This window comes from Citrobacter sp. CK191 (assembly GCF_030333435.1).
Lineage (GTDB): Bacteria > Pseudomonadota > Gammaproteobacteria > Enterobacterales > Enterobacteriaceae > Citrobacter_B > Citrobacter_B koseri.
The window spans coordinates 319287-338206 of sequence record NZ_JAOWFX010000003.1 but is presented as its reverse complement, the minus strand read 5'-3'; the positions used below and the strand labels follow the sequence as shown (position 1 = coordinate 338206).

Below are 18920 nucleotides of genomic sequence, written 5' to 3'. Positions count from 1 at the left end.
TTAAACGTCAGACTGTTTTTCTGGCGTATGGAGAGAAAATGAAATTCGAACTGGATACTACCGACGGACGCGCTCGCCGTGGCCGCCTGGTGTTTGATCGTGGCGTAGTGGAAACGCCTGCTTTTATGCCTGTCGGTACGTATGGCACCGTTAAAGGCATGACGCCGGAAGAAGTTGAAGCCACCGGCGCACAAATTATTCTCGGCAACACCTTCCACCTGTGGCTGCGCCCGGGTCAGGAAATCATGAAACTGCATGGCGATCTGCATGATTTCATGCAGTGGAAAGGCCCGATCCTGACGGACTCCGGCGGTTTCCAGGTGTTCAGCCTCGGCGATATTCGCAAGATCACCGAGCAGGGCGTGCATTTCCGCAACCCGATCAACGGCGATCCGATTTTCCTCGATCCTGAAAAATCTATGGAGATTCAGTACGATCTCGGTTCCGATATCGTCATGATTTTCGACGAATGTACGCCGTATCCGGCGGACTGGGACTATGCTAAACGCTCTATGGAGATGTCTTTACGCTGGGCGAAGCGTAGCCGCGACCGTTTTGATGGTTTGGGCAACAAAAATGCGCTTTTTGGCATCATTCAGGGCAGCGTTTACGAAGATTTACGCGATATCTCCGTCAAAGGTCTGGTAGAGATTGGCTTTGATGGCTACGCTGTCGGCGGTCTGGCTGTGGGTGAGCCGAAGGAAGACATGCACCGCATTCTGGAGCATGTCTGCCCGCAAATCCCGGCGGACAAACCTCGTTACCTGATGGGCGTCGGCAAACCGGAAGATCTGGTGGAAGGCGTGCGTCGCGGTATCGATATGTTTGACTGCGTTATGCCAACACGCAATGCCCGTAATGGTCACCTGTTCGTGACTGACGGCGTGGTGAAAATTCGTAATGCGAAGCATAAAAGCGACACCAGCCCGCTCGATGCCGAGTGTGATTGCTACACCTGTCGCAATTATTCGCGTGCCTACTTGCATCATCTCGACCGTTGCAACGAAATATTGGGCGCGCGACTCAACACGATTCATAACCTGCGTTACTACCAGCGTTTGATGGCGGGTTTACGCAAGGCTATTGAAGAGGGTAAATTAGAGAGCTTCGTGACCGATTTTTACCAACGTCAGGGTCGACCTGTTCCACCTTTGAACGTTGATTAATTTTAATAATGAGGGAAATTTAATGAGCTTTTTTATTTCTGATGCGGTAGCGGCAACAGGTGCTCCGGCGCAGGGCAGCCCGATGTCTCTGATTTTGATGCTGGTGGTGTTTGGTCTGATTTTCTACTTCATGATCCTGCGTCCACAGCAGAAGCGCACCAAAGAACACAAAAACCTGATGAGCTCCATCGCAAAAGGCGATGAAGTGCTGACTAACGGTGGCCTGGTGGGTCGTGTAACGAAAGTAGCGGAATCCGGCTACATCGTTATCGCGCTGAATGACACCACTGAAGTGGTTATCAAACGTGACTTCGTAGCTGCCGTTCTGCCGAAAGGCACTATGAAGGCGCTGTAATCTATTGTTTTCCCAAAGGGAACTGCCGTGTTAAACCGTTATCCTTTGTGGAAGTACATCATGCTGGTCGTCGTGATTGTCGTCGGCCTGCTTTACGCACTTCCCAACCTGTATGGTGAGGATCCGGCTGTTCAAATCACTGGCGCGCGCGGCGTCGCCGCCAGTGAGCAAACGCTGATCCAGGTCCAGAAAACGTTACAAGAAGAAAAAATTACCGCTAAGTCTGTGGCTCTGGAAGAGGGCGCTATTCTTGCGCGCTTCGACACCACCGACATCCAGCTGCGCGCCCGTGAAGCGCTGGTTGGCGTGCTGGGTGATAAATACGTCGTGGCGCTTAACCTTGCTCCGGCAACGCCTCGTTGGCTGGCGGCCATTAAAGCCGAGCCGATGAAACTTGGCCTTGACCTGCGTGGCGGCGTTCACTTCCTGATGGAAGTGGATATGGACACCGCGTTAGGTAAGCTTCAGGAGCAAAATATCGATAGCCTGCGCAGCGACCTGCGTGAAAAAGGCATTCCTTATACCACTGTTCGCAAAGAAGATAACTACGGTCTGAGCATCACGTTCCGCGATAACAAAGCGCGTGATGAAGCGATCTCTTATCTGAGCGGGCGTCACCGCGATCTGGTGATTACCAGCCAGGGCAATACGGTGCTGCGTGCGGTCATGTCTGATGCGCGTCTGAGCGAAGCGCGTGAGTATGCTGTTCAGCAGAACATCAACATTCTGCGTAACCGTGTAAACCAATTGGGCGTGGCGGAGCCGGTTGTCCAGCGTCAGGGTGCGGATCGCATCGTCGTTGAGCTGCCGGGTATTCAGGATACCGCGCGTGCGAAAGAGATTCTGGGCGCTACCGCGACCCTCGAATTCCGTCTGGTAAACACCAACGTTGACCAGTCTGCGGCGGCATCCGGGCGCGTACCGGGTGACTCGGAAGTGAAACAGACGCGCGAAGGCCAGCCGGTTGTGCTGTACAAACGCGTGATCCTGACTGGTGACCATATCACCGACTCCACTTCCAGCCAGGACGAATACAACCAACCGCAGGTTAACATCTCGCTGGATAGCGCAGGTGGCAACATCATGTCTAACTTCACCAAAGACAATATCGGCAAGCCGATGGCGACCTTGTTTGTGGAGTACAAAGACAGCGGTAAGAAAGATGCCAACGGTCGTGCGGTACTGGTGAAGCAGGAAGAGGTGATTAACATCGCCAACATCCAGTCTCGCCTGGGCAACAGCTTCCGTATTACCGGTATCAACAACCCGAACGAAGCCCGCCAGCTCTCTCTGCTGCTGCGCGCCGGTGCGCTGATTGCGCCGATTCAGATTGTTGAAGAACGGACTATCGGCCCGACGCTGGGTATGCAGAACATCAAACAGGGCCTGGAAGCGTGTCTGGCCGGTCTGGTGGTCTCCATCCTGTTCATGATCTTCTTCTACAAGAAGTTCGGTCTGATTGCGACAAGCGCGCTGGTGGCCAACCTGGTATTGATTGTCGGTATCATGTCGCTGCTGCCGGGGGCCACGCTGAGTATGCCGGGGATTGCCGGTATCGTGCTAACCCTTGCGGTGGCGGTCGACGCCAACGTACTGATCAACGAACGTATTAAAGAAGAGTTGAGCAACGGGCGTACGGTTCAGCAGGCGATTGATGAAGGTTATAAAGGCGCGTTCAGTTCCATCTTCGATGCGAACATCACCACGCTGATTAAAGTCATCATCCTGTACGCAGTCGGCACCGGGGCAATTAAAGGGTTCGCGATTACTACCGGTATCGGTGTGGCGACGTCGATGTTTACCGCGATTGTCGGTACGCGTGCCATCGTAAACCTGTTGTATGGCGGCAAACGCATCAACAAGCTGTCAATCTGAGGAGTGCGATGTGGCACAGGAATATACTGTTGAACAATTGAACCACGGCCGTAAAGTCTATGACTTTATGCGCTGGGACTACTGGGCTTTCGGCATCTCTGGTTTCCTGCTGATTGCGGCCATCGTGGTGATGGGCGTGCGCGGTTTTAACTGGGGTCTCGATTTTACCGGTGGTACGGTTATCGAAATCACGCTGGAAAAACCGGCCGAAATGGACGTGATGCGCGATGCGCTGGAAAAAGCGGGCTTTGCCGAGCCGCTGTTGCAGAACTTCGGTAGCAGCCACGACATTATGGTGCGTATGCCGCCGACGGAAGGTGAAGACGGCGGTCAGGTGCTGGGTAGCAAGGTGCTGAGTGTCATTAACGAAGCCACCAGCCAGAACGCCGCCGTGAAGCGTATTGAGTTTGTCGGGCCGAGCGTGGGCGCCGATCTGGCGCAAACCGGTGCGATGGCGCTGATTGTCGCGCTGATCTCTATCCTCATTTATGTCGGTTTCCGCTTTGAGTGGCGACTGGCGGCGGGGGTGGTTATCGCGCTGGCGCACGACGTGATTATCACCTTAGGGATTCTGTCGTTGTTCCATATTGAGATCGACCTGACGATCGTTGCATCGTTGATGTCGGTTATCGGTTACTCGCTGAACGACAGTATCGTGGTATCTGACCGTATTCGTGAAAACTTCCGCAAAATTCGTCGCGGGACGCCTTACGAAATCTTTAACGTGTCGTTGACCCAGACGCTGCACCGTACGTTGATCACCTCCGGGACGACGTTAGTGGTGATTCTGATGCTGTACCTCTTCGGTGGTCCGGTACTGGAAGGCTTCTCTCTGACCATGCTGATCGGTGTTTCTATCGGTACGGCATCGTCGATCTACGTGGCCTCGGCGCTGGCGCTGAAGCTGGGCATGAAGCGCGAGCATATGTTGCAGCAGAAAGTTGAGAAAGAAGGGGCGGATCAGCCGTCTATTCTGCCTTAATCACGCAGTCACGTTATTACTGGAATCCCGGTCGCATGGCCGGGATTTTTTTATCGCTAAAAAAGCCTGCGGTTAAGCGGGCTTCTGCATCCTTCACGGGCAATGGGGTACGCAGAGTGTTAAACTTGCTCATAACCCTACATTCAACGCAGATACAGAGTCACTATGGCGATTATCCCTAAAAACTATACGCGGCTGGAAAACGGCTATCGTGAAAAGGCGCTCAAATTATTTCCGTGGGTATGCGGGCGATGCTCTCGCGAATTTGTTTACTCTAACCTGCGCGAATTAACCGTCCATCATATCGATCACGACCACACCAATAACCAGGAAGACGGCAGTAACTGGGAGTTGCTGTGTCTGTACTGTCACGATCATGAGCATTCGAAATATACCGAAGCCGATCAGTATGGCTCAACCGTTATTGCCGGGGAGGATGCGCAGAAAGATGTCGGCGCTGCGATGCATAACCCTTTCGCTAATCTGAAAGCGATGATGGATCAGAAGAAATAAAAAAGCACCGGCGCGTTGTGCGTTCGGTGCTCTTTCTGTGCCCGGCGTTGTGCTGGCCGGGCGTAAACAGCTTAGAAGTTGTAACCGACAACCAGGTAGCCACCCCAACCGGTAGCTTTAACCGTTTCGGATTGCCATACCGGCTGAGCGCCGTTTTCCCACTGTCCGCCGTTATGGAAGTAACGAGCCACTACAGAGTAGTGCCAGTGATCGTAGTTCAGCGCCAGGATGTGGCTGGATGCGATAGAGTTGCTGGTACGGTACTGAGAGTCGCCCAGATCGGAGCCCCAGTCAAAGTTAGTGAAACCGATGTAACTCAGGTTGCCGCCCCACAGCTCGGTGAGTGGCACGAAGTATTTCACTTTGAAACGGTAGCCGTCCCACTCGTTTTCGTTATCAGCCAGGTAGTTCTGCCACTGGTACTTCGCATAGACGTTCAGAGACAGGCTCATCGGCAGACCGGTTTCGATGTCAGTACCCAGACCCATGTACCAGGTGCTCTGACGGCCAGACTTGTTACGACCCATGTCATAGATGTAGTTGTTAGCGAAGTACCACTCTTTGAACGGGCCAAAGCTCAGGTCGGCTCCGGTCAGTTTGTCGATAGAGAAACGCGGTTCAATTTCCATGAACAGCGGGGAACCGTGGTTCCAGATACCCTTCGCGTTGGTGTTACCGCCGAAGAATACCGGCGCATCCATATAGCCGTAGAAATCGAACCAGTCTTTTTTCGCGAATGCTTCATATTCCAGATAGGTATCGTTACGGAGCTGCGGTCCGAAACGGGTATGGTAGCTGCCTACGACGTTAACGCTCTGGTGCCACCAGTCTGAAAGGTATTGCGGTTTGTCATTTTCTGCTGCGTTAACAGTAAAGGACGATGAGAGCGCCAGCACTGCACCGGCTGCAAGTAATGTTTTTTTCATATTGTATGCCACTGTTTGAAATCCCTTGAAGGGAATGAAAAAGGCGCAATTTGCGTTTCTAAATATTTCGTGTTTCTGCGGAGCCTATTATAGAAATCATTGCTCACAAAAATATGTCTTGTTTCACAGATCTATCATCTACGTAATCGATTGCGTTCACGTTTGCGTACTTTAAGCGCGGCGATTGTACTGACTTTCATGAATGTTGCCAACTTTTAGCAAAAATTGCGGTGATGTCAGGGGAGTAACAAAAAGCCGGGGAGGGATGTTGCGGAACGCACAAAACGCTCCGCCGGAGGTTTATTGATTAACAGGCTGGATATCGTGAACGCGGACAAAACCTAACTGGTCGGGCGTTAATCCGTTTAATTGTAACGGGATGTCCACATCGCTCGGCGCCAGGATGCTGGCCGGGGCGTTAATCAGTTGATTCTGGACATTCACTTCCTGATAGTTATCCGTGGTGCCCTGAATCTGCCCGTATTCGACAGTACCGCTAAACGCCGGTAACGGATCGTTGGACTCACCCTGAATGCGCAGCGTCACGCGTGTGCCGTCGGCATTGGGCGCGATATTCACCAGGGACATACGCAGCGTACCGATCTGACTGTTCAGGCGGGCAGGCGTTTTTGAACCCGGCAGCAGATAGACCCCGCTGGTGGATTTCGCATTCAACATATTTTGCTGAGTAATCTTCACGGTTTCCTGGTTTAACTGCGCCATTTCCGTATTCAGCGTGCTGACGCTTTGGTTCATCTGGCGAACTTCGCTCTGCTGCGCGCAGGCGCTCAGGCTAAAGAGGCTTCCCACCAGGAGAATTCTTAGGTAACGTCTTGTCATGTAGATTATTTCCTTCATGGTCGCGATACCCTAATGGTAGATCGCAAAGGGGTGTAAGGTATCGATCCTTTGTCTCAAAAGTGCTCCGCCTTTGTTGTCGCGCCAGTTCAGGGTAAAATAGATTTCTGTTAACCACCTGGTCAGGACGCCGTATGCATTGCCCATTCTGTTTCGCCGTAGACACTAAGGTTATTGACTCTCGTCTCGTGGGTGAGGGCTCTTCCGTACGCCGCCGTCGGCAGTGTCTGGTCTGTAATGAACGTTTCACTACCTTTGAAGTGGCAGAGCTTGTTATGCCGCGCGTAGTGAAAAGTAACGATGTGCGTGAACCTTTCAACGAAGAGAAGTTGCGCAGCGGTATGCTAAGAGCGCTGGAAAAACGCCCTGTCAGCTCTGATGACGTCGAAATGGCGTTGAATCACATCAAATCACAGCTGCGAGCCACCGGGGAACGCGAAGTTCCCAGCAAAATGATTGGCAACCTGGTGATGGAGCAACTGAAAAAGCTCGATAAAGTGGCTTACATCCGCTTTGCCTCCGTCTATCGGAGTTTCGAAGACATCAAAGAATTCGGCGAAGAGATTGCTCGCCTACAGGATTAAGCCATGCTGGATGAGTTTTACATGGCGCGTGCGCTGAAGCTGGCGCAGCGCGGGCGTTTCACCACGCACCCGAACCCGAATGTAGGCTGTGTGATCGTCAAAGATGGCGAAATTGTTGGCGAAGGCTACCATCATCGCGCGGGTGAACCGCATGCTGAAGTCCATGCGCTGCGTATGGCGGGAGACAAAACCAAAGGCGCGACCGCGTATGTCACGCTTGAACCGTGTAGCCATCATGGCCGTACGCCGCCGTGCTGCGATGCGTTGATTGCCGCTGGCGTGACGCGGGTCGTTGCGGCGATGCAGGACCCCAATCCGCAGGTCGCGGGACGTGGGCTGTACCGTTTGCAGCAGGCGGGGATCGACGTCAGCCACGGGCTGATGATGAGCGAAACGGAACAGTTGAACAAAGGTTTCCTCAAGCGGATGCGCACCGGCTTCCCGTATGTGCAGCTCAAGCTCGGCGCATCGCTGGATGGCCGCACGGCGATGGCCAGCGGTGAAAGCCAGTGGATTACCTCCCCGCAGGCGCGGCGCGATGTGCAGCGTTTACGGGCGCAAAGCCATGCGATTCTGACCAGCAGCGCGACGGTGCTGGCCGACGACCCGGCGTTAACGGTTCGGTGGCCTGAACTGGATGCCTCAACCCAGACTCTCTATCCGCAGGAAAACCTGCGTCAGCCGATTCGCATTGTCCTCGACAGCCAAAACCGCGTGACGCCGGAGCACCGTATTGTGCAGCAGCCGGGAGAAACTTGGTTTGCCCGCACACAGGACGATTCCCGCATCTGGCCTGAGACGGTTCGCAGCCTGCGGGTGCCGGAGCATAACGGTCATCTGGATCTGGTGGTGCTGATGATGCTGTTGGGTAAACAGCAGATTAACAGCATCTGGGTGGAGGCCGGGCCAGTGCTTGCGGGCGCGTTGTTGCAGGCGGGCGTGGTGGACGAGCTTATCGTCTATGTTGCGCCTAAACTGTTAGGAAGTGATGCGCGAGGATTATGTGTGCTGCCGGGGCTTGAGAAACTGAGCGAGGCACCCCATTTTAAATTCAACGAGATACGCCATGTAGGCCCGGATGTTTGCCTGCATTTGATTCCCGCGTAAAGGCTTCGAAATAGAGAAGCGGCGCGTCGAGTATTATGATAAAATCCGCCCCCCTGCGGGGCCATATCGAACCCGAAGGAAGAATATGAACATTATTGAAGCTAACGTTGCTACCCCGGACGCTCGCGTCGCCATCACCATTGCGCGTTTCAACAATTTTATCAATGACAGCCTGCTGGAAGGCGCGATTGACGCCCTGAAGCGTATTGGTCAGGTAAAAGATGAAAATATTACCGTGGTTTGGGTTCCTGGCGCGTATGAACTGCCGCTGGCGGCTGGCGCATTGGCAAAAACCGGTAAATATGACGCGGTGATTGCGCTGGGTACAGTGATTCGTGGCGGTACCGCGCACTTTGAATATGTGGCTGGCGGTGCAAGCAACGGCCTGGCGCACGTCGCCCAGGACAGCGAAATCCCGGTAGCCTTTGGTGTTCTGACCACTGAAAGTATTGAACAAGCCATCGAACGTGCTGGCACTAAAGCTGGCAACAAAGGTGCGGAAGCCGCACTGACCGCGCTTGAAATGATTAATGTATTGAAAGCCATCAAGGCCTGATTTTTGTAAGGGGAAATCCGTGAAACCTGCTGCTCGTCGCCGCGCTCGTGAGTGTGCCGTTCAGGCGCTCTACTCCTGGCAGTTGTCCCAGAACGACATCGCTGATGTTGAATACCAGTTCCTGGCGGAACAGGACGTAAAAGATGTCGACGTTCTGTATTTCCGTGAACTGCTGTCCGGGGTGGCGACTAACAGCGCGTACCTGGACGGATTGATGAAACCGTACCTGTCTCGTCTGCTGGAAGAGCTGGGTCAGGTAGAAAAAGCTGTGCTGCGTATTGCGTTGTTTGAACTGTCTAAACGTAGCGATGTGCCATATAAAGTGGCCATCAACGAAGCGATTGAACTGGCGAAGACCTTCGGCGCCGAAGACAGCCACAAGTTCGTCAACGGCGTACTGGACAAAGCAGCACCTGTGATTCGCCCCAACAAAAAGTAATCTCCAGGTCGGCTGGTGGCGGGATGTATTCCCGCTATCTCCGGCCTTTTCTTTTTTTCTGCTGAGGCATAACGTATGGCATGCGGCGAGTTCTCCCTGATTGCCCGTTATTTTGACCGTGTTAGAAGCTCTCGTCTCGACGTCGAAACCGGTATCGGTGACGATTGCGCTCTCCTGAATATTCCTGAAAAACAGACGCTGGCGATCAGTACCGATACGCTGGTGGCGGGCAACCATTTCCTGACTGATATCGATCCTGCCGATCTGGCCTGGAAAGCGCTGGCGGTTAACTTAAGCGATCTGGCGGCGATGGGGGCCGATCCGGCCTGGCTGACGCTGGCCCTGACGTTGCCGGACGTTGACGAAGCGTGGCTGGAAGCGTTTAGCGACAGCCTGTTTGACCTGCTGAATTACTACGATATGCAGCTGATTGGCGGCGACACCACGCGTGGGCCGCTGTCGATGACGCTGGGTATTCATGGCTATGTGCCCGTGGGACGCGCGCTCAAGCGTTCCGGGGCAAAACCTGGCGACAGGATTTACATCACCGGCACGCCGGGGGACAGCGCCGCTGGGCTGGCGATTTTACAGCATCGCTTACAGGTGGCGGATGCGAAAGACGCAGACTACTTGATTAAGCGGCACCTGCGCCCGACGCCGCGTATTTTGCAGGGGCAAGCCCTGCGCGACCTGGCGAATGCGGCGATCGATCTTTCCGATGGCCTGATTTCTGATTTGCGGCATATCGTTAACGCCAGCGGCTGTGGCGCGCGGGTGGATGTGGATGCGCTGCGGTATTCTGAGGCGGTTACCCGTCATGTTGATCCCGGGCAGGCGCTGCGCTGGGCGCTTTCCGGCGGTGAAGATTATGAATTATGCTTCACTGTACCGGAGTTGAACCGTGGCGCGCTGGATGTGGCGCTGGGGAATCTTGGCGTACCGTTTACCTGCATCGGACAAATGAGTGCGGATGTGGAAGGCATCAGCTTCATGCGTGACGGAAAGCCTGTCACTTTTGACTGGAAAGGATATGACCATTTTGCCACGCCATAAAGATGTTGCCAAAAGTCGGCTGAGCCTGCGTAATCCGTGGCACTTACTGGCTACCGGGTTTGGCAGCGGCCTCAGCCCGATTATTCCGGGAACAATGGGGTCGTTAGCGGCGATCCCATTCTGGTATCTGATGACATTTCTGCCCTGGCAGCTCTACTCGCTGGTGGTGATGTTGGGGATCTGTATTGGCGTTTATCTTTGCCACCGAACGGCGAAGGATATGGGCGTTCACGATCACGGCAGTATTGTCTGGGATGAGTTTATCGGGATGTGGATCACCCTGATGGCGCTCCCTACGATGGACTGGCAGTGGGTTGCCGCCGGATTTGTGATTTTCCGTATTCTGGATATGTGGAAACCCTGGCCGATTCGCTGGTTCGACCGTAACGTACACGGCGGAATGGGGATAATGGTTGACGATATCGTCGCAGGGGTTATTTCCGCCGGTCTGCTTTATTTCATCGGGCACCATTGGCCCATCGGGTTGTTTTAAACCTGTAGGCCCGATAAGCGCAGAGCCATCGGGCGTGGTATGGCCGGATGGCGGCATACATGCCTTATCCGGCCTACATGCTCATCGGGCAATATTATTTAAACCCGACCACCGGATGCTGTTTATATGGCGTTTCCAGCTCGGCAATCTGCTCTGGCTTCAACGTCAAATCCACCGCGCCGAGCAACTCATCCAGCTGTTCTTCCCGCGATGTACCGATAATCGGCGCAGCGATGCCTGGTTTACTCAATAGCCATGCCAACGCCACCTGCGCACGCGTTGCGCCAAGATCCTCACTGACGCCCGTCAGACGCTCTGCAATCCGTGCGTCATTCTCATCGCTCTCGCTGTACAGCGTCTTGCCGAACTCATCGGATACCGAACGTGCGGTGGTTTCTCCCCACGGGCGCGTCAGTCGTCCTCGTGCCAGCGGGCTCCACGGAATCACCGCGATCCCTTCGTGATAGCACAGCGGCAGCATCTCGCGCTCTTCTTCGCGATAGATGAGATTGTAATGATCCTGCATACTGACAAACTGCGCCCAGCCGTGCTGTTTTTGCAGCGCCAGCGCCTGGGCAAACTGTGCGGCGTGCATGGAGGAGGCGCCGATATAGCGCGCCTTACCGGCCTTCACCACATCATTCAGCGCTTCCAGCGTCTCTTCTATCGGCGTGTTGTAATCCCAGCGGTGAATTTGCAGGATATCCACATAGTCCATACCCAGACGTTTCAGACTGTCATCAATGGAACGCAGGATTTGCGCGCGGGATAATCCTTCTGGCAGGTCGCCGACGCGATGAAAAACTTTGGTGGCGACCACCACCTCTTCGCGGCGGGCGAAATCACGCAGCGCGCGACCCACAATCTCTTCGCTGCTGCCTGCGGAATAGCTATTGGCGGTATCAAAAAAGTTAATACCGCCTTCAAGCGCGCGCTTAATGATGGGGCGGCTGCTTTCTTCCGGTAGCGTCCAGGCGTGATTGCCGCGATCCGGTTCACCGAACGTCATGCAGCCCAGACAAAGGCGAGAAACCCGTAGATCTGTTTTTCCTAAGGTGTTGTATTGCATTGTTCCGCTCCTGTTATACCCGTTATTGATTAAGCATAGCAGGAGCGGGGAGGGGATTATGCCAGCCAGTCCTTGATTTTGGCCTCAATTCCGGCGGCATCCAGACCGAGTTCCGCGCGGGCCTCGTCCTGTGTACCCTGCGGGATAAAGAAGTCCGGCAGGCCGATATTCAGTACCGGAACGACTTTACGATGCGCCATCAGCACTTCGTTAACGCCGCTGCCTGCGCCGCCCATAATGGCGTTCTCTTCAAGAGTGATCAGCGCTTCGTGACGTTCAGCCATCTCCAGAATCAACGTTTCATCCAGCGGCTTCACAAAGCGCATATCGACTAAGGTCGCGTTCAGGGATTCGGCGACTTTTGCCGCTTCCGGCAGTAGCGTACCAAAGTTCAGAATCGCCAGTTTTTCACCCTGACGTTTGACGAGTCCTTTGCCGATCGGCAGTTTTTCCAGCGGCGTCAGTTCCACGCCAACGGCGTTGCCACGCGGATAACGCACTGCCGTTGGGCCATCGTTATAGTGATAGCCGGTGTACAGCATCTGGCGGCACTCGTTTTCATCGCTCGGCGTCATAATGACCATTTCCGGGATGCAGCGCAGGTAAGAGAGATCGAACGCGCCCTGGTGCGTCTGCCCGTCAGCGCCGACGATACCGGCGCGGTCGATAGCAAACATCACCGGCAGTTTTTGGATCGCGACGTCATGCAGCACCTGATCGTAGGCGCGTTGCAGAAAGGTGGAGTAGATCGCCACGATCGGCTTATAACCACCGATCGCCAGACCGGCGGCAAAGGTCACTGCATGCTGCTCGGCAATCGCCACGTCAAAGTAGCGGTCGGGGAATTTACGTGAAAACTCCACCATGCCGGAACCTTCGCGCATTGCCGGGGTGATCGCCATCAGCTTGCTGTCTTTGGCGGCGGTTTCGCACAGCCAGTCGCCAAAGATCTTTGAATAACTCGGCAGGCCGCCGCTGCTTTTTGGCAGGCAGCCGCTGGACGGATCGAATTTTGGCACCGCGTGGAAGGTGATCGGATCTTTTTCCGCCGGTTCATAGCCACGACCTTTTTTGGTCATGATATGCAGGAACTGCGGGCCTTTCAGATCGCGCATGTTCTTCAGCGTGGTAATCAGCCCCAGCACGTCGTGGCCATCGACCGGGCCGATATAGTTAAAGCCCAGCTCTTCAAACAGCGTGCCTGGCACGACCATGCCTTTGATATGTTCTTCGGTGCGTTTGAGCAGCTCTTTGATTGGCGGCACGCCGGAGAACACTTTCTTCCCGCCTTCACGCAGGGACGAGTAGAGCTTGCCGGAAAGCAGCTGCGCCAGGTGGTTGTTCAGCGCGCCGACGTTTTCCGAGATCGACATTTCGTTGTCGTTGAGAATGACCAGCATGTCCGGCTTGATATCGCCCGCGTGGTTCATCGCTTCGAACGCCATCCCGGCGGTGATCGCCCCGTCGCCAATGACGCAAACGGTGCGACGGTCTTTGCCTTCTTTTTCTGCGGCGACCGCAATGCCAATGCCTGCGCTAATGGAGGTAGAGGAGTGGCCGACGCTCAGTACGTCGTATTCGCTTTCACCGCGCCACGGGAAGGGGTGCAAACCGCCTTTCTGGCGAATGGTGCCTATTTTATCCCGACGCCCGGTGAGAATTTTGTGCGGATAAGCCTGATGCCCCACGTCCCAGATTAACTGGTCAAACGGGGTGTTATAGACATAGTGCAGCGCCACGGTGAGCTCCACCGTGCCCAGCCCGGAGGCGAAATGTCCGCTGGAACGACTGACGCTGTCGAGTAAATAGCGGCGCAGTTCGTCGCAGAGTTTCGGCAGACTCTCTTTTGGTAGCAGGCGTAACTCCGAAGTGGAGTCGACCAGTGCCAGGGTCGGGTATTTGGCTATATCAAAACTCATCAGAGGCCTATTAAGTAAGACTTGTTGTTTGTTTATTTATCACGCTGGATTATGTAGTCCGCTAGCGCTTCCAGTGCCGAGGTATCGAGTGAGAGGTCTGCCAGCTGCGTTAACGACTGGCGGGCGTCTTCGATCAGATCCCGGGCTTTATTCCGGGCTTGCTCAAGGCCCAGAAGTGCAGGGTAGGTACTTTTGCCAAGTTGCTGGTCAGCACCCTGACGTTTACCCAACGTTGCAGTATCGCCCACCACATCCAGAATGTCATCCTGGACCTGGAAGGCAAGGCCGATACTTTCTGCGTACTTATCGAGTATCGGCAAGGCGTTTCGTCCGTTTTCTCCGGCACTTAGCGCGCCAAGACGAACCGCAGCGCGAATCAGGGCGCCCGTTTTATGACGATGGATACGCTCCAGCGCCTCCAGCGGCACCTGTTTCCCTTCGGCATCAAGATCCAACGCCTGGCCACCGCACATTCCGGCGATGCCGCTGGCGTTTGCCAGTTCAGAAATCATAGCAATGCGGTCGCGGTCGGCCACTTCCGGCATCGGGGCATCGCTGATGATAGAAAATGCCAGCGTTTGCAGGGCATCTCCGGCCAGAATGGCATTCGCTTCGCCAAATTTGACGTGGCAGGTCGGCAGACCGCGACGCAGGTCGTCGTCGTCCATCGCGGGTAAATCGTCATGAATCAACGAATAAGCGTGAATGCACTCAACGGCGGCTGCCGGAGCATCCAGCGTGGACAGGCTTACGCCAAACATCCTGCCCGTTGCGTAAACCAGGAACGGGCGCAGACGTTTACCGCCTAATAATGCGCCATACTGCATGGTTTCGACCACGGGAGTGTTCTGAAAGGGCAGTGGTGCGATAAAACGGCTCAGCGCCTGGTTGGCCTGCTCGACGCAGGCCTGTAGCTGCTGCGAAAAATCCATTTACTCATTATCCGGTGTAAAAGGCTCAGGAGATGCATCTTCATTGTCAGACAGCAGAATCTGCACACGCTGTTCGGCCTGTTGCAACTTTGCCTGCCCCTGACGCGCCAGCTGCACGCCACGTTCAAATTCGTTCAGCGCCTCTTCCAGCGGCAGGTCGCCGCTTTCCAGACGGGTAACAATCTGTTCCAGCTCGCTCAGCGCTGTTTCAAAGCTGGCGGGCGCCTCATTTTTCTTCGGCATAATGAATATCTGACTCTCAATATTTTCAGCTCTGATATGGTAACGGACTCAGAGCAATTATCAAATAACGCGCAATGTGCACAGGACGACCATGATGGTGGTATACTTCCGCGCCTGGATGCAGCTCCATGTATGGGCTGCTGTACTCTTTTCTCCACGACAAGCCTTGATGCTTGCTTAAGAACCATTGCCGCCATGAAGTTTATCATTAAATTGTTCCCGGAAATCACTATCAAAAGCCAATCTGTGCGTTTGCGCTTTATAAAAATTCTGACCGGGAACATCCGTAACGTGTTAAAGCATTACGATGAGACCCTCGCCGTTGTTCGCCACTGGGATAACATTGAAGTTCGCGCCAAAGATGAAAATCAACGCCTGGCGATTCGCGACGCGCTGACCCGTATTCCGGGCATCCACCATATTCTCGAAGTCGAAGATGTGCCGTTCACTGATATGCACGATATCTTTGAGAAAGCGCTGGTGCAGTATCGCGATCGGCTTGAGGGCAAAACCTTCTGTGTGCGCGTTAAACGTCGTGGTAAGCATGAGTTTAGCTCCATTGAGGTGGAACGTTACGTCGGCGGCGGTTTAAATCAGCATATTGAATCGGCGCGCGTGAAGCTGACCAACCCGGATGTGACGGTACATCTGGAAGTGGAAGACGATCGTCTGCTGCTGATTAAAGGCCGTTACGAAGGTATCGGCGGTTTCCCGATCGGCACCCAGGAAGATGTCCTGTCGCTGATCTCCGGTGGTTTCGACTCCGGCGTTTCCAGCTATATGCTGATGCGTCGCGGCTGCCGCGTACACTACTGCTTCTTTAACCTCGGCGGCGCGGCGCATGAAATCGGCGTTCGCCAGGTGGCGCATTACCTGTGGAACCGCTTTGGCAGTTCGCATCGCGTGCGTTTTGTCGCCATCAACTTTGAACCGGTGGTCGGCGAGATCCTCGAAAAAGTCGATGATGGTCAGATGGGCGTGGTGCTGAAGCGCATGATGGTGCGCGCGGCGTCGAAAGTGGCGGAGCGCTACGGCGTACAGGCGCTGGTGACGGGTGAAGCGCTGGGGCAGGTTTCCAGCCAGACGCTGACTAACCTGCGTCTTATCGACAACGTTTCCGATACGCTGATCCTGCGCCCGCTGATCTCTTACGACAAAGAGCACATCATCAACCTGGCGCGCCAGATTGGTACGGAAGATTTTGCCCGCACGATGCCGGAATACTGCGGCGTTATCTCGAAAAGCCCGACGGTGAAAGCGATCAAGGCGAAGATTGAAGCGGAAGAAGAGCACTTCGACTTTAGCATTCTCGATAAAGTGGTTGAGGAAGCGAGCAATGTCGATATTCGCGAAATCGCCCAGCAGACCGGGCAGGACGTGGTGGAAGTGGAAACCGTCAGCGGCTTTGGCCCGAACGACGTGATTCTGGATATTCGCTCCGTTGATGAGCAGGATGACAAACCGCTGAAAATCGAAGGCGTGGATGTGGTTTCTCTGCCGTTCTACAAGCTGAGTACGAAGTTTGGCGATCTCGACCAGAACAAAACCTGGCTGCTGTGGTGTGAGCGCGGCGTGATGAGCCGTTTGCAGGCGCTCTATCTGCGTGAACAGGGCTTCCAGAATGTGAAGGTGTATCGTCCGTAATTGTTAGCATGATTGCAGGCCTGATATGCATCGCGCTATCAGGCGCAACGTATTGCCGGATGACGGCGTAACCGCCTTATCCGGCCTACGCACCGCCATCCGGCGCTATTCGTAGTAATTATAAATTCCTGCCGCCATCACCAGCTGTGACGCCACTTCATGGGCTTTTTCACGGCCAACCAGCAGATCGATAATTTTCAGTCCGAAGTCAATCGACGTCCCTGGCGCCTGGCTGGTCAGCAGCTTCACGCGCGGGTCCCACACCACACGTTTATCCTGCCACTGTTCGGCGGGAATGTTGTCTTTCAACGCCGGGAAGCCGGTCATGTTGCCGATGGGAAAGATATCGTGCGGAACGAGAACCGTGGCGGCCGCTGCGCAAATCGCGGCGACAATACGCCCGGAACGGTGGAACTGCTTAACGGTTTCGACCAGCAACGGGCTGTCGCGAAAACACTCCGCGCCCTTAATGCCGCCAGGCAATACAATGATGTCGTAATCGCCGTCGGCCACCTCGACCAGCGGCGCATCCGCCAGCAGTTTTACGCCACGCGAACAGACAATGGTGAGATTTCCGTCGCTGGCGACGCTCGCGGTCGTGACCTGAATACCACCACGAACCAGCAGATCGATAGTGGTGACCGCTTCGGTCTCTTCACTACCAGGGGCGAGGCATACCAGTGCCGATGCGCTCATACTCACTCTCCTTTCGCTTTACCATTTCAAACAGACGGGCATTTTCCGGGACGGCGATGCCATGCGCGCGGGCGCGTTTTAACAAGTAACCCGTAATATAGTCGATCTCGGTATGACGCAGGGCACGCATGTCCTGCAACATAGACGAGATATTTTCTGCCGTACTCTCAATCACTTGATCGACATAATAACGTAAATCATCCGCCGACGTATGGTGTCCTTCGCGCTCGATAACCGCAGCGACCTCCTGACATATCGCCATTACCGCTTCCGGGTGGTGGCGTAATTCGCCGTTGGGGCAGTCCCATAGCGCGGTAAGGGGATTAATCACACAGTTTACCGCCAGTTTGCGCCACATCTCTGCGCGAATGTTGTTGTGCCAGGCGACGTCAGGCAGCACGCCCTGCAAAATATCGGCCAGATAGCTGTAGTCCCCGTCCTGCTCACGCGCCGGGCCAATATGGGTAGTGCCGTTGGCGACATGAATGATGACATTCCCGTCGCGTCTGGCGGCATGCGTCGTGGTGCCCATCAGTAACGGCTGCGGGATGTTTTGCAACTCTTCGATTGTGCCCATCCCGTTGTGAATCAGCAGGATCGGCGTGGTTTCAGGCAGAGTGGCGACCAGACCTCTTACGGCATCGTAGACCTGCCAGGCTTTCAGCGTGACCAGCAGTAGATCGCTGTTGGCCAGAAAATCAGGATCGTTCGCCGTCAGGGATTCGTTAAATATTGAACCGTCCGTCTCTATCAGATTCACGCTGCAATAGGGTTGCGGTACGCGCAGCCAACCCTGCACTTCATGTCCATGTTTGCACAGCGCTGTAAGCCAAAGTTGCCCTAAGGCTCCGCATCCCAGTACGGTAATTTTCATTGTTCCTCCTCACCTGCAACAGCGCCAGGTGTTATGGCCTAAGTATAGCGCCATCAGCTAAGCTTCTCGTTATGTCTCGTTACGGGTATTATGCTTCGCATCAAAAACGAAGGGAGAGGAAAAGATGCCATCTTTCGATATTGTCTCTGAAGTCGATCTTCAGGAAGCGCGTAACGCAGTAGATAATGCGACTCGCGAAGTTGAATCACGCTTTGATTTTCGTGGCGTTGAGGCCACGTTTGAATTAAACGACGCGAACAAAACCATCAAAGTACTGAGCGAATCGGATTTCCAGGTGAATCAGCTACTGGATATTCTGCGCGCGAAGCTGCTCAAGCGCGGCATTGAAGGCAGTTCGCTGGATGTGCCGGAAGCATTTGTCCACAGCGGTAAAACCTGGTTTGTGGAAGCGAAGCTGAAGCAGGGCATTGAAAGCGCGGTTCAGAAGAAGATCGTGAAGCTGATTAAAGACAGCAAGCTGAAAGTGCAGGCGCAAATTCAGGGGGAAGAGATCCGTGTGACCGGAAAATCCCGTGACGATCTGCAATCCGTCATGGCGCTGGTGCGCGGCGGGGATTTGGGACAGCCGTTCCAGTTCAAAAACTTCCGCGATTAAGTTGTGATGCCTGATGGCGC

The 18920-nt window shown here is 54.5% G+C and carries 21 protein-coding genes; 13 read left to right on the top strand and 8 right to left on the bottom strand.

What is annotated here, in order from left to right; all coding sequences use genetic code 11:
- Positions 1-38: 38 nt before the first annotated feature.
- The 5 genes from tgt (at position 39) to yajD (ending at position 4891) form a co-directional block, all read left to right on the top strand.
- Positions 39-1166: a tRNA guanosine(34) transglycosylase Tgt gene (gene tgt, locus OGV82_RS01605; RefSeq protein WP_012133574.1), complete on the top strand. Its 1128-nt coding sequence runs from the start codon at positions 39-41 to the stop codon at positions 1164-1166.
- A gap of 22 nt (positions 1167-1188) precedes the next feature.
- Positions 1189-1521: a preprotein translocase subunit YajC gene (gene yajC / locus OGV82_RS01600; RefSeq protein ID WP_012133573.1), complete on the top strand. Its 333-nt coding sequence runs from the start codon at positions 1189-1191 to the stop codon at positions 1519-1521.
- A 27-nt stretch (positions 1522-1548) separates the two neighbouring features.
- Positions 1549-3396 (top strand): protein translocase subunit SecD, encoded by a 1848-nt coding sequence (gene secD / locus OGV82_RS01595; protein ID WP_048902403.1) that lies wholly within the window; start codon positions 1549-1551, stop codon positions 3394-3396.
- A gap of 10 nt (positions 3397-3406) precedes the next feature.
- Positions 3407-4378: a protein translocase subunit SecF gene (gene secF / locus OGV82_RS01590; RefSeq protein WP_024130598.1), complete on the top strand. Its 972-nt coding sequence runs from the start codon at positions 3407-3409 to the stop codon at positions 4376-4378.
- A 165-nt stretch (positions 4379-4543) separates the two neighbouring features.
- Positions 4544-4891 carry an HNH nuclease YajD gene (gene yajD, locus OGV82_RS01585; RefSeq protein WP_101743914.1) on the top strand — a complete coding sequence of 116 codons (348 nt, stop codon included), beginning with the start codon at positions 4544-4546 and terminating at the stop codon, positions 4889-4891.
- A gap of 71 nt (positions 4892-4962) precedes the next feature.
- Here yajD and OGV82_RS01580 read toward each other — a convergent pair whose 3' ends face one another.
- On the bottom strand, positions 4963-5817 hold the full coding sequence (locus tag OGV82_RS01580; RefSeq protein WP_012133569.1) for a nucleoside-specific channel-forming protein Tsx: 855 nt from the start codon (positions 5815-5817) through the stop codon (positions 4963-4965).
- A gap of 300 nt (positions 5818-6117) precedes the next feature.
- Positions 6118-6657, bottom strand: a complete 540-nt coding sequence (locus OGV82_RS01575) for a SadB/YajI family lipoprotein (protein WP_024130597.1) — start codon at positions 6655-6657, stop codon at positions 6118-6120.
- Between the two features lie 152 nt (positions 6658-6809).
- On the opposite strand from OGV82_RS01575, the gene nrdR reads away from it, so the two are divergent.
- The 6 genes from nrdR to pgpA all read left to right on the top strand — a co-directional run bounded on the left by nrdR (position 6810) and on the right by pgpA (position 10907).
- A complete protein-coding gene (nrdR, locus tag OGV82_RS01570; protein ID WP_012904816.1) occupies positions 6810-7259 on the top strand; it encodes a transcriptional regulator NrdR in 450 nt (149 codons plus the stop codon).
- Between the two features lie 3 nt (positions 7260-7262).
- Positions 7263-8366: a bifunctional diaminohydroxyphosphoribosylaminopyrimidine deaminase/5-amino-6-(5-phosphoribosylamino)uracil reductase RibD gene (gene ribD / locus OGV82_RS01565; protein WP_101743913.1), complete on the top strand. Its 1104-nt coding sequence runs from the start codon at positions 7263-7265 to the stop codon at positions 8364-8366.
- 85 nt (positions 8367-8451) lie between these two features.
- On the top strand, positions 8452-8922 hold the full coding sequence (gene ribH, locus OGV82_RS01560; RefSeq protein WP_001021161.1) for a 6,7-dimethyl-8-ribityllumazine synthase: 471 nt from the start codon (positions 8452-8454) through the stop codon (positions 8920-8922).
- 19 nt (positions 8923-8941) lie between these two features.
- Positions 8942-9361 carry a transcription antitermination factor NusB gene (gene nusB, locus OGV82_RS01555; RefSeq protein WP_000801129.1) on the top strand — a complete coding sequence of 140 codons (420 nt, stop codon included), beginning with the start codon at positions 8942-8944 and terminating at the stop codon, positions 9359-9361.
- 75 nt (positions 9362-9436) lie between these two features.
- Positions 9437-10414 carry a thiamine-phosphate kinase gene (gene thiL / locus OGV82_RS01550; RefSeq protein ID WP_012133565.1) on the top strand — a complete coding sequence of 326 codons (978 nt, stop codon included), beginning with the start codon at positions 9437-9439 and terminating at the stop codon, positions 10412-10414.
- A complete protein-coding gene (gene pgpA / locus OGV82_RS01545) occupies positions 10392-10907 on the top strand; it encodes a phosphatidylglycerophosphatase A (protein ID WP_012133564.1) in 516 nt (171 codons plus the stop codon). Before thiL ends, pgpA begins: the two co-directional genes overlap by 23 nt.
- Before the next feature lie 94 nt (positions 10908-11001).
- Here pgpA and yajO read toward each other — a convergent pair whose 3' ends face one another.
- From yajO to xseB, 4 genes are read right to left on the bottom strand one after another with little or no spacing between them, the layout of a single operon-like run.
- Positions 11002-11976 (bottom strand): 1-deoxyxylulose-5-phosphate synthase YajO, encoded by a 975-nt coding sequence (gene yajO, locus OGV82_RS01540; protein ID WP_024130596.1) that lies wholly within the window; start codon positions 11974-11976, stop codon positions 11002-11004.
- A gap of 56 nt (positions 11977-12032) precedes the next feature.
- The gene (gene dxs / locus OGV82_RS01535; RefSeq protein ID WP_047458486.1) at positions 12033-13895 is read right to left on the bottom strand and encodes a 1-deoxy-D-xylulose-5-phosphate synthase; all 1863 of its coding nucleotides are present in this window, start codon (positions 13893-13895) and stop codon (positions 12033-12035) included.
- A 32-nt stretch (positions 13896-13927) separates the two neighbouring features.
- A complete protein-coding gene (gene ispA, locus OGV82_RS01530; protein WP_047458483.1) occupies positions 13928-14827 on the bottom strand; it encodes a (2E,6E)-farnesyl diphosphate synthase in 900 nt (299 codons plus the stop codon).
- Positions 14828-15070, bottom strand: a complete 243-nt coding sequence (gene xseB, locus OGV82_RS01525) for an exodeoxyribonuclease VII small subunit (RefSeq protein WP_012133560.1) — start codon at positions 15068-15070, stop codon at positions 14828-14830.
- A gap of 195 nt (positions 15071-15265) precedes the next feature.
- Here xseB and thiI point away from each other — a divergent pair, with 195 nt between their 5' ends.
- A complete protein-coding gene (gene thiI, locus OGV82_RS01520) occupies positions 15266-16714 on the top strand; it encodes a tRNA uracil 4-sulfurtransferase ThiI (protein ID WP_047458480.1) in 1449 nt (482 codons plus the stop codon).
- A gap of 105 nt (positions 16715-16819) precedes the next feature.
- On the opposite strand, the gene yajL is transcribed toward thiI, so the two are convergent.
- Complete coding sequence (yajL, locus tag OGV82_RS01515; RefSeq protein ID WP_012133558.1) at positions 16820-17410, bottom strand: protein deglycase YajL; 591 nt, start codon at positions 17408-17410, stop codon at positions 16820-16822.
- The gene (gene panE / locus OGV82_RS01510) at positions 17373-18284 is read right to left on the bottom strand and encodes a 2-dehydropantoate 2-reductase (RefSeq protein ID WP_047458477.1); all 912 of its coding nucleotides are present in this window, start codon (positions 18282-18284) and stop codon (positions 17373-17375) included. The genes yajL and panE overlap by 38 nt, the downstream gene beginning before the upstream one ends.
- Before the next feature lie 124 nt (positions 18285-18408).
- Between panE and OGV82_RS01505 the strand changes: the two genes are divergently transcribed.
- Positions 18409-18900: a YajQ family cyclic di-GMP-binding protein gene (locus OGV82_RS01505; protein ID WP_012133556.1), complete on the top strand. Its 492-nt coding sequence runs from the start codon at positions 18409-18411 to the stop codon at positions 18898-18900.
- The last annotated feature ends 20 nt before the right edge of the window (positions 18901-18920 follow it).

Bases quoted from the DNA above. Each gene is read 5' to 3' on its own strand.
- tgt (WP_012133574.1), top strand. From the start codon at position 39: ATGAAATTCGAACTGGATACTACCGACGGACGCGCTCGCCGTGGCCGC.
- thiI (WP_047458480.1), top strand. From the start codon at position 15,266: ATGAAGTTTATCATTAAATTGTTCCCGGAAATCACTATCAAAAGCCAA.
- nrdR (WP_012904816.1), top strand. From the start codon at position 6,810: ATGCATTGCCCATTCTGTTTCGCCGTAGACACTAAGGTTATTGACTCT.
- OGV82_RS01580 (WP_012133569.1), bottom strand. From the start codon at position 5,817: ATGAAAAAAACATTACTTGCAGCCGGTGCAGTGCTGGCGCTCTCATCG.
- yajC (WP_012133573.1), top strand. From the start codon at position 1,189: ATGAGCTTTTTTATTTCTGATGCGGTAGCGGCAACAGGTGCTCCGGCG.
- dxs (WP_047458486.1), bottom strand. From the start codon at position 13,895: ATGAGTTTTGATATAGCCAAATACCCGACCCTGGCACTGGTCGACTCC.
- pgpA (WP_012133564.1), top strand. From the start codon at position 10,392: ATGACCATTTTGCCACGCCATAAAGATGTTGCCAAAAGTCGGCTGAGC.
- yajO (WP_024130596.1), bottom strand. From the start codon at position 11,976: ATGCAATACAACACCTTAGGAAAAACAGATCTACGGGTTTCTCGCCTT.
- OGV82_RS01505 (WP_012133556.1), top strand. From the start codon at position 18,409: ATGCCATCTTTCGATATTGTCTCTGAAGTCGATCTTCAGGAAGCGCGT.
- yajL (WP_012133558.1), bottom strand. From the start codon at position 17,410: ATGAGCGCATCGGCACTGGTATGCCTCGCCCCTGGTAGTGAAGAGACC.
- thiL (WP_012133565.1), top strand. From the start codon at position 9,437: ATGGCATGCGGCGAGTTCTCCCTGATTGCCCGTTATTTTGACCGTGTT.
- ribD (WP_101743913.1), top strand. From the start codon at position 7,263: ATGCTGGATGAGTTTTACATGGCGCGTGCGCTGAAGCTGGCGCAGCGC.
- OGV82_RS01575 (WP_024130597.1), bottom strand. From the start codon at position 6,657: ATGACAAGACGTTACCTAAGAATTCTCCTGGTGGGAAGCCTCTTTAGC.
- ispA (WP_047458483.1), bottom strand. From the start codon at position 14,827: ATGGATTTTTCGCAGCAGCTACAGGCCTGCGTCGAGCAGGCCAACCAG.
- ribH (WP_001021161.1), top strand. From the start codon at position 8,452: ATGAACATTATTGAAGCTAACGTTGCTACCCCGGACGCTCGCGTCGCC.
- xseB (WP_012133560.1), bottom strand. From the start codon at position 15,070: ATGCCGAAGAAAAATGAGGCGCCCGCCAGCTTTGAAACAGCGCTGAGC.
- panE (WP_047458477.1), bottom strand. From the start codon at position 18,284: ATGAAAATTACCGTACTGGGATGCGGAGCCTTAGGGCAACTTTGGCTT.
- yajD (WP_101743914.1), top strand. From the start codon at position 4,544: ATGGCGATTATCCCTAAAAACTATACGCGGCTGGAAAACGGCTATCGT.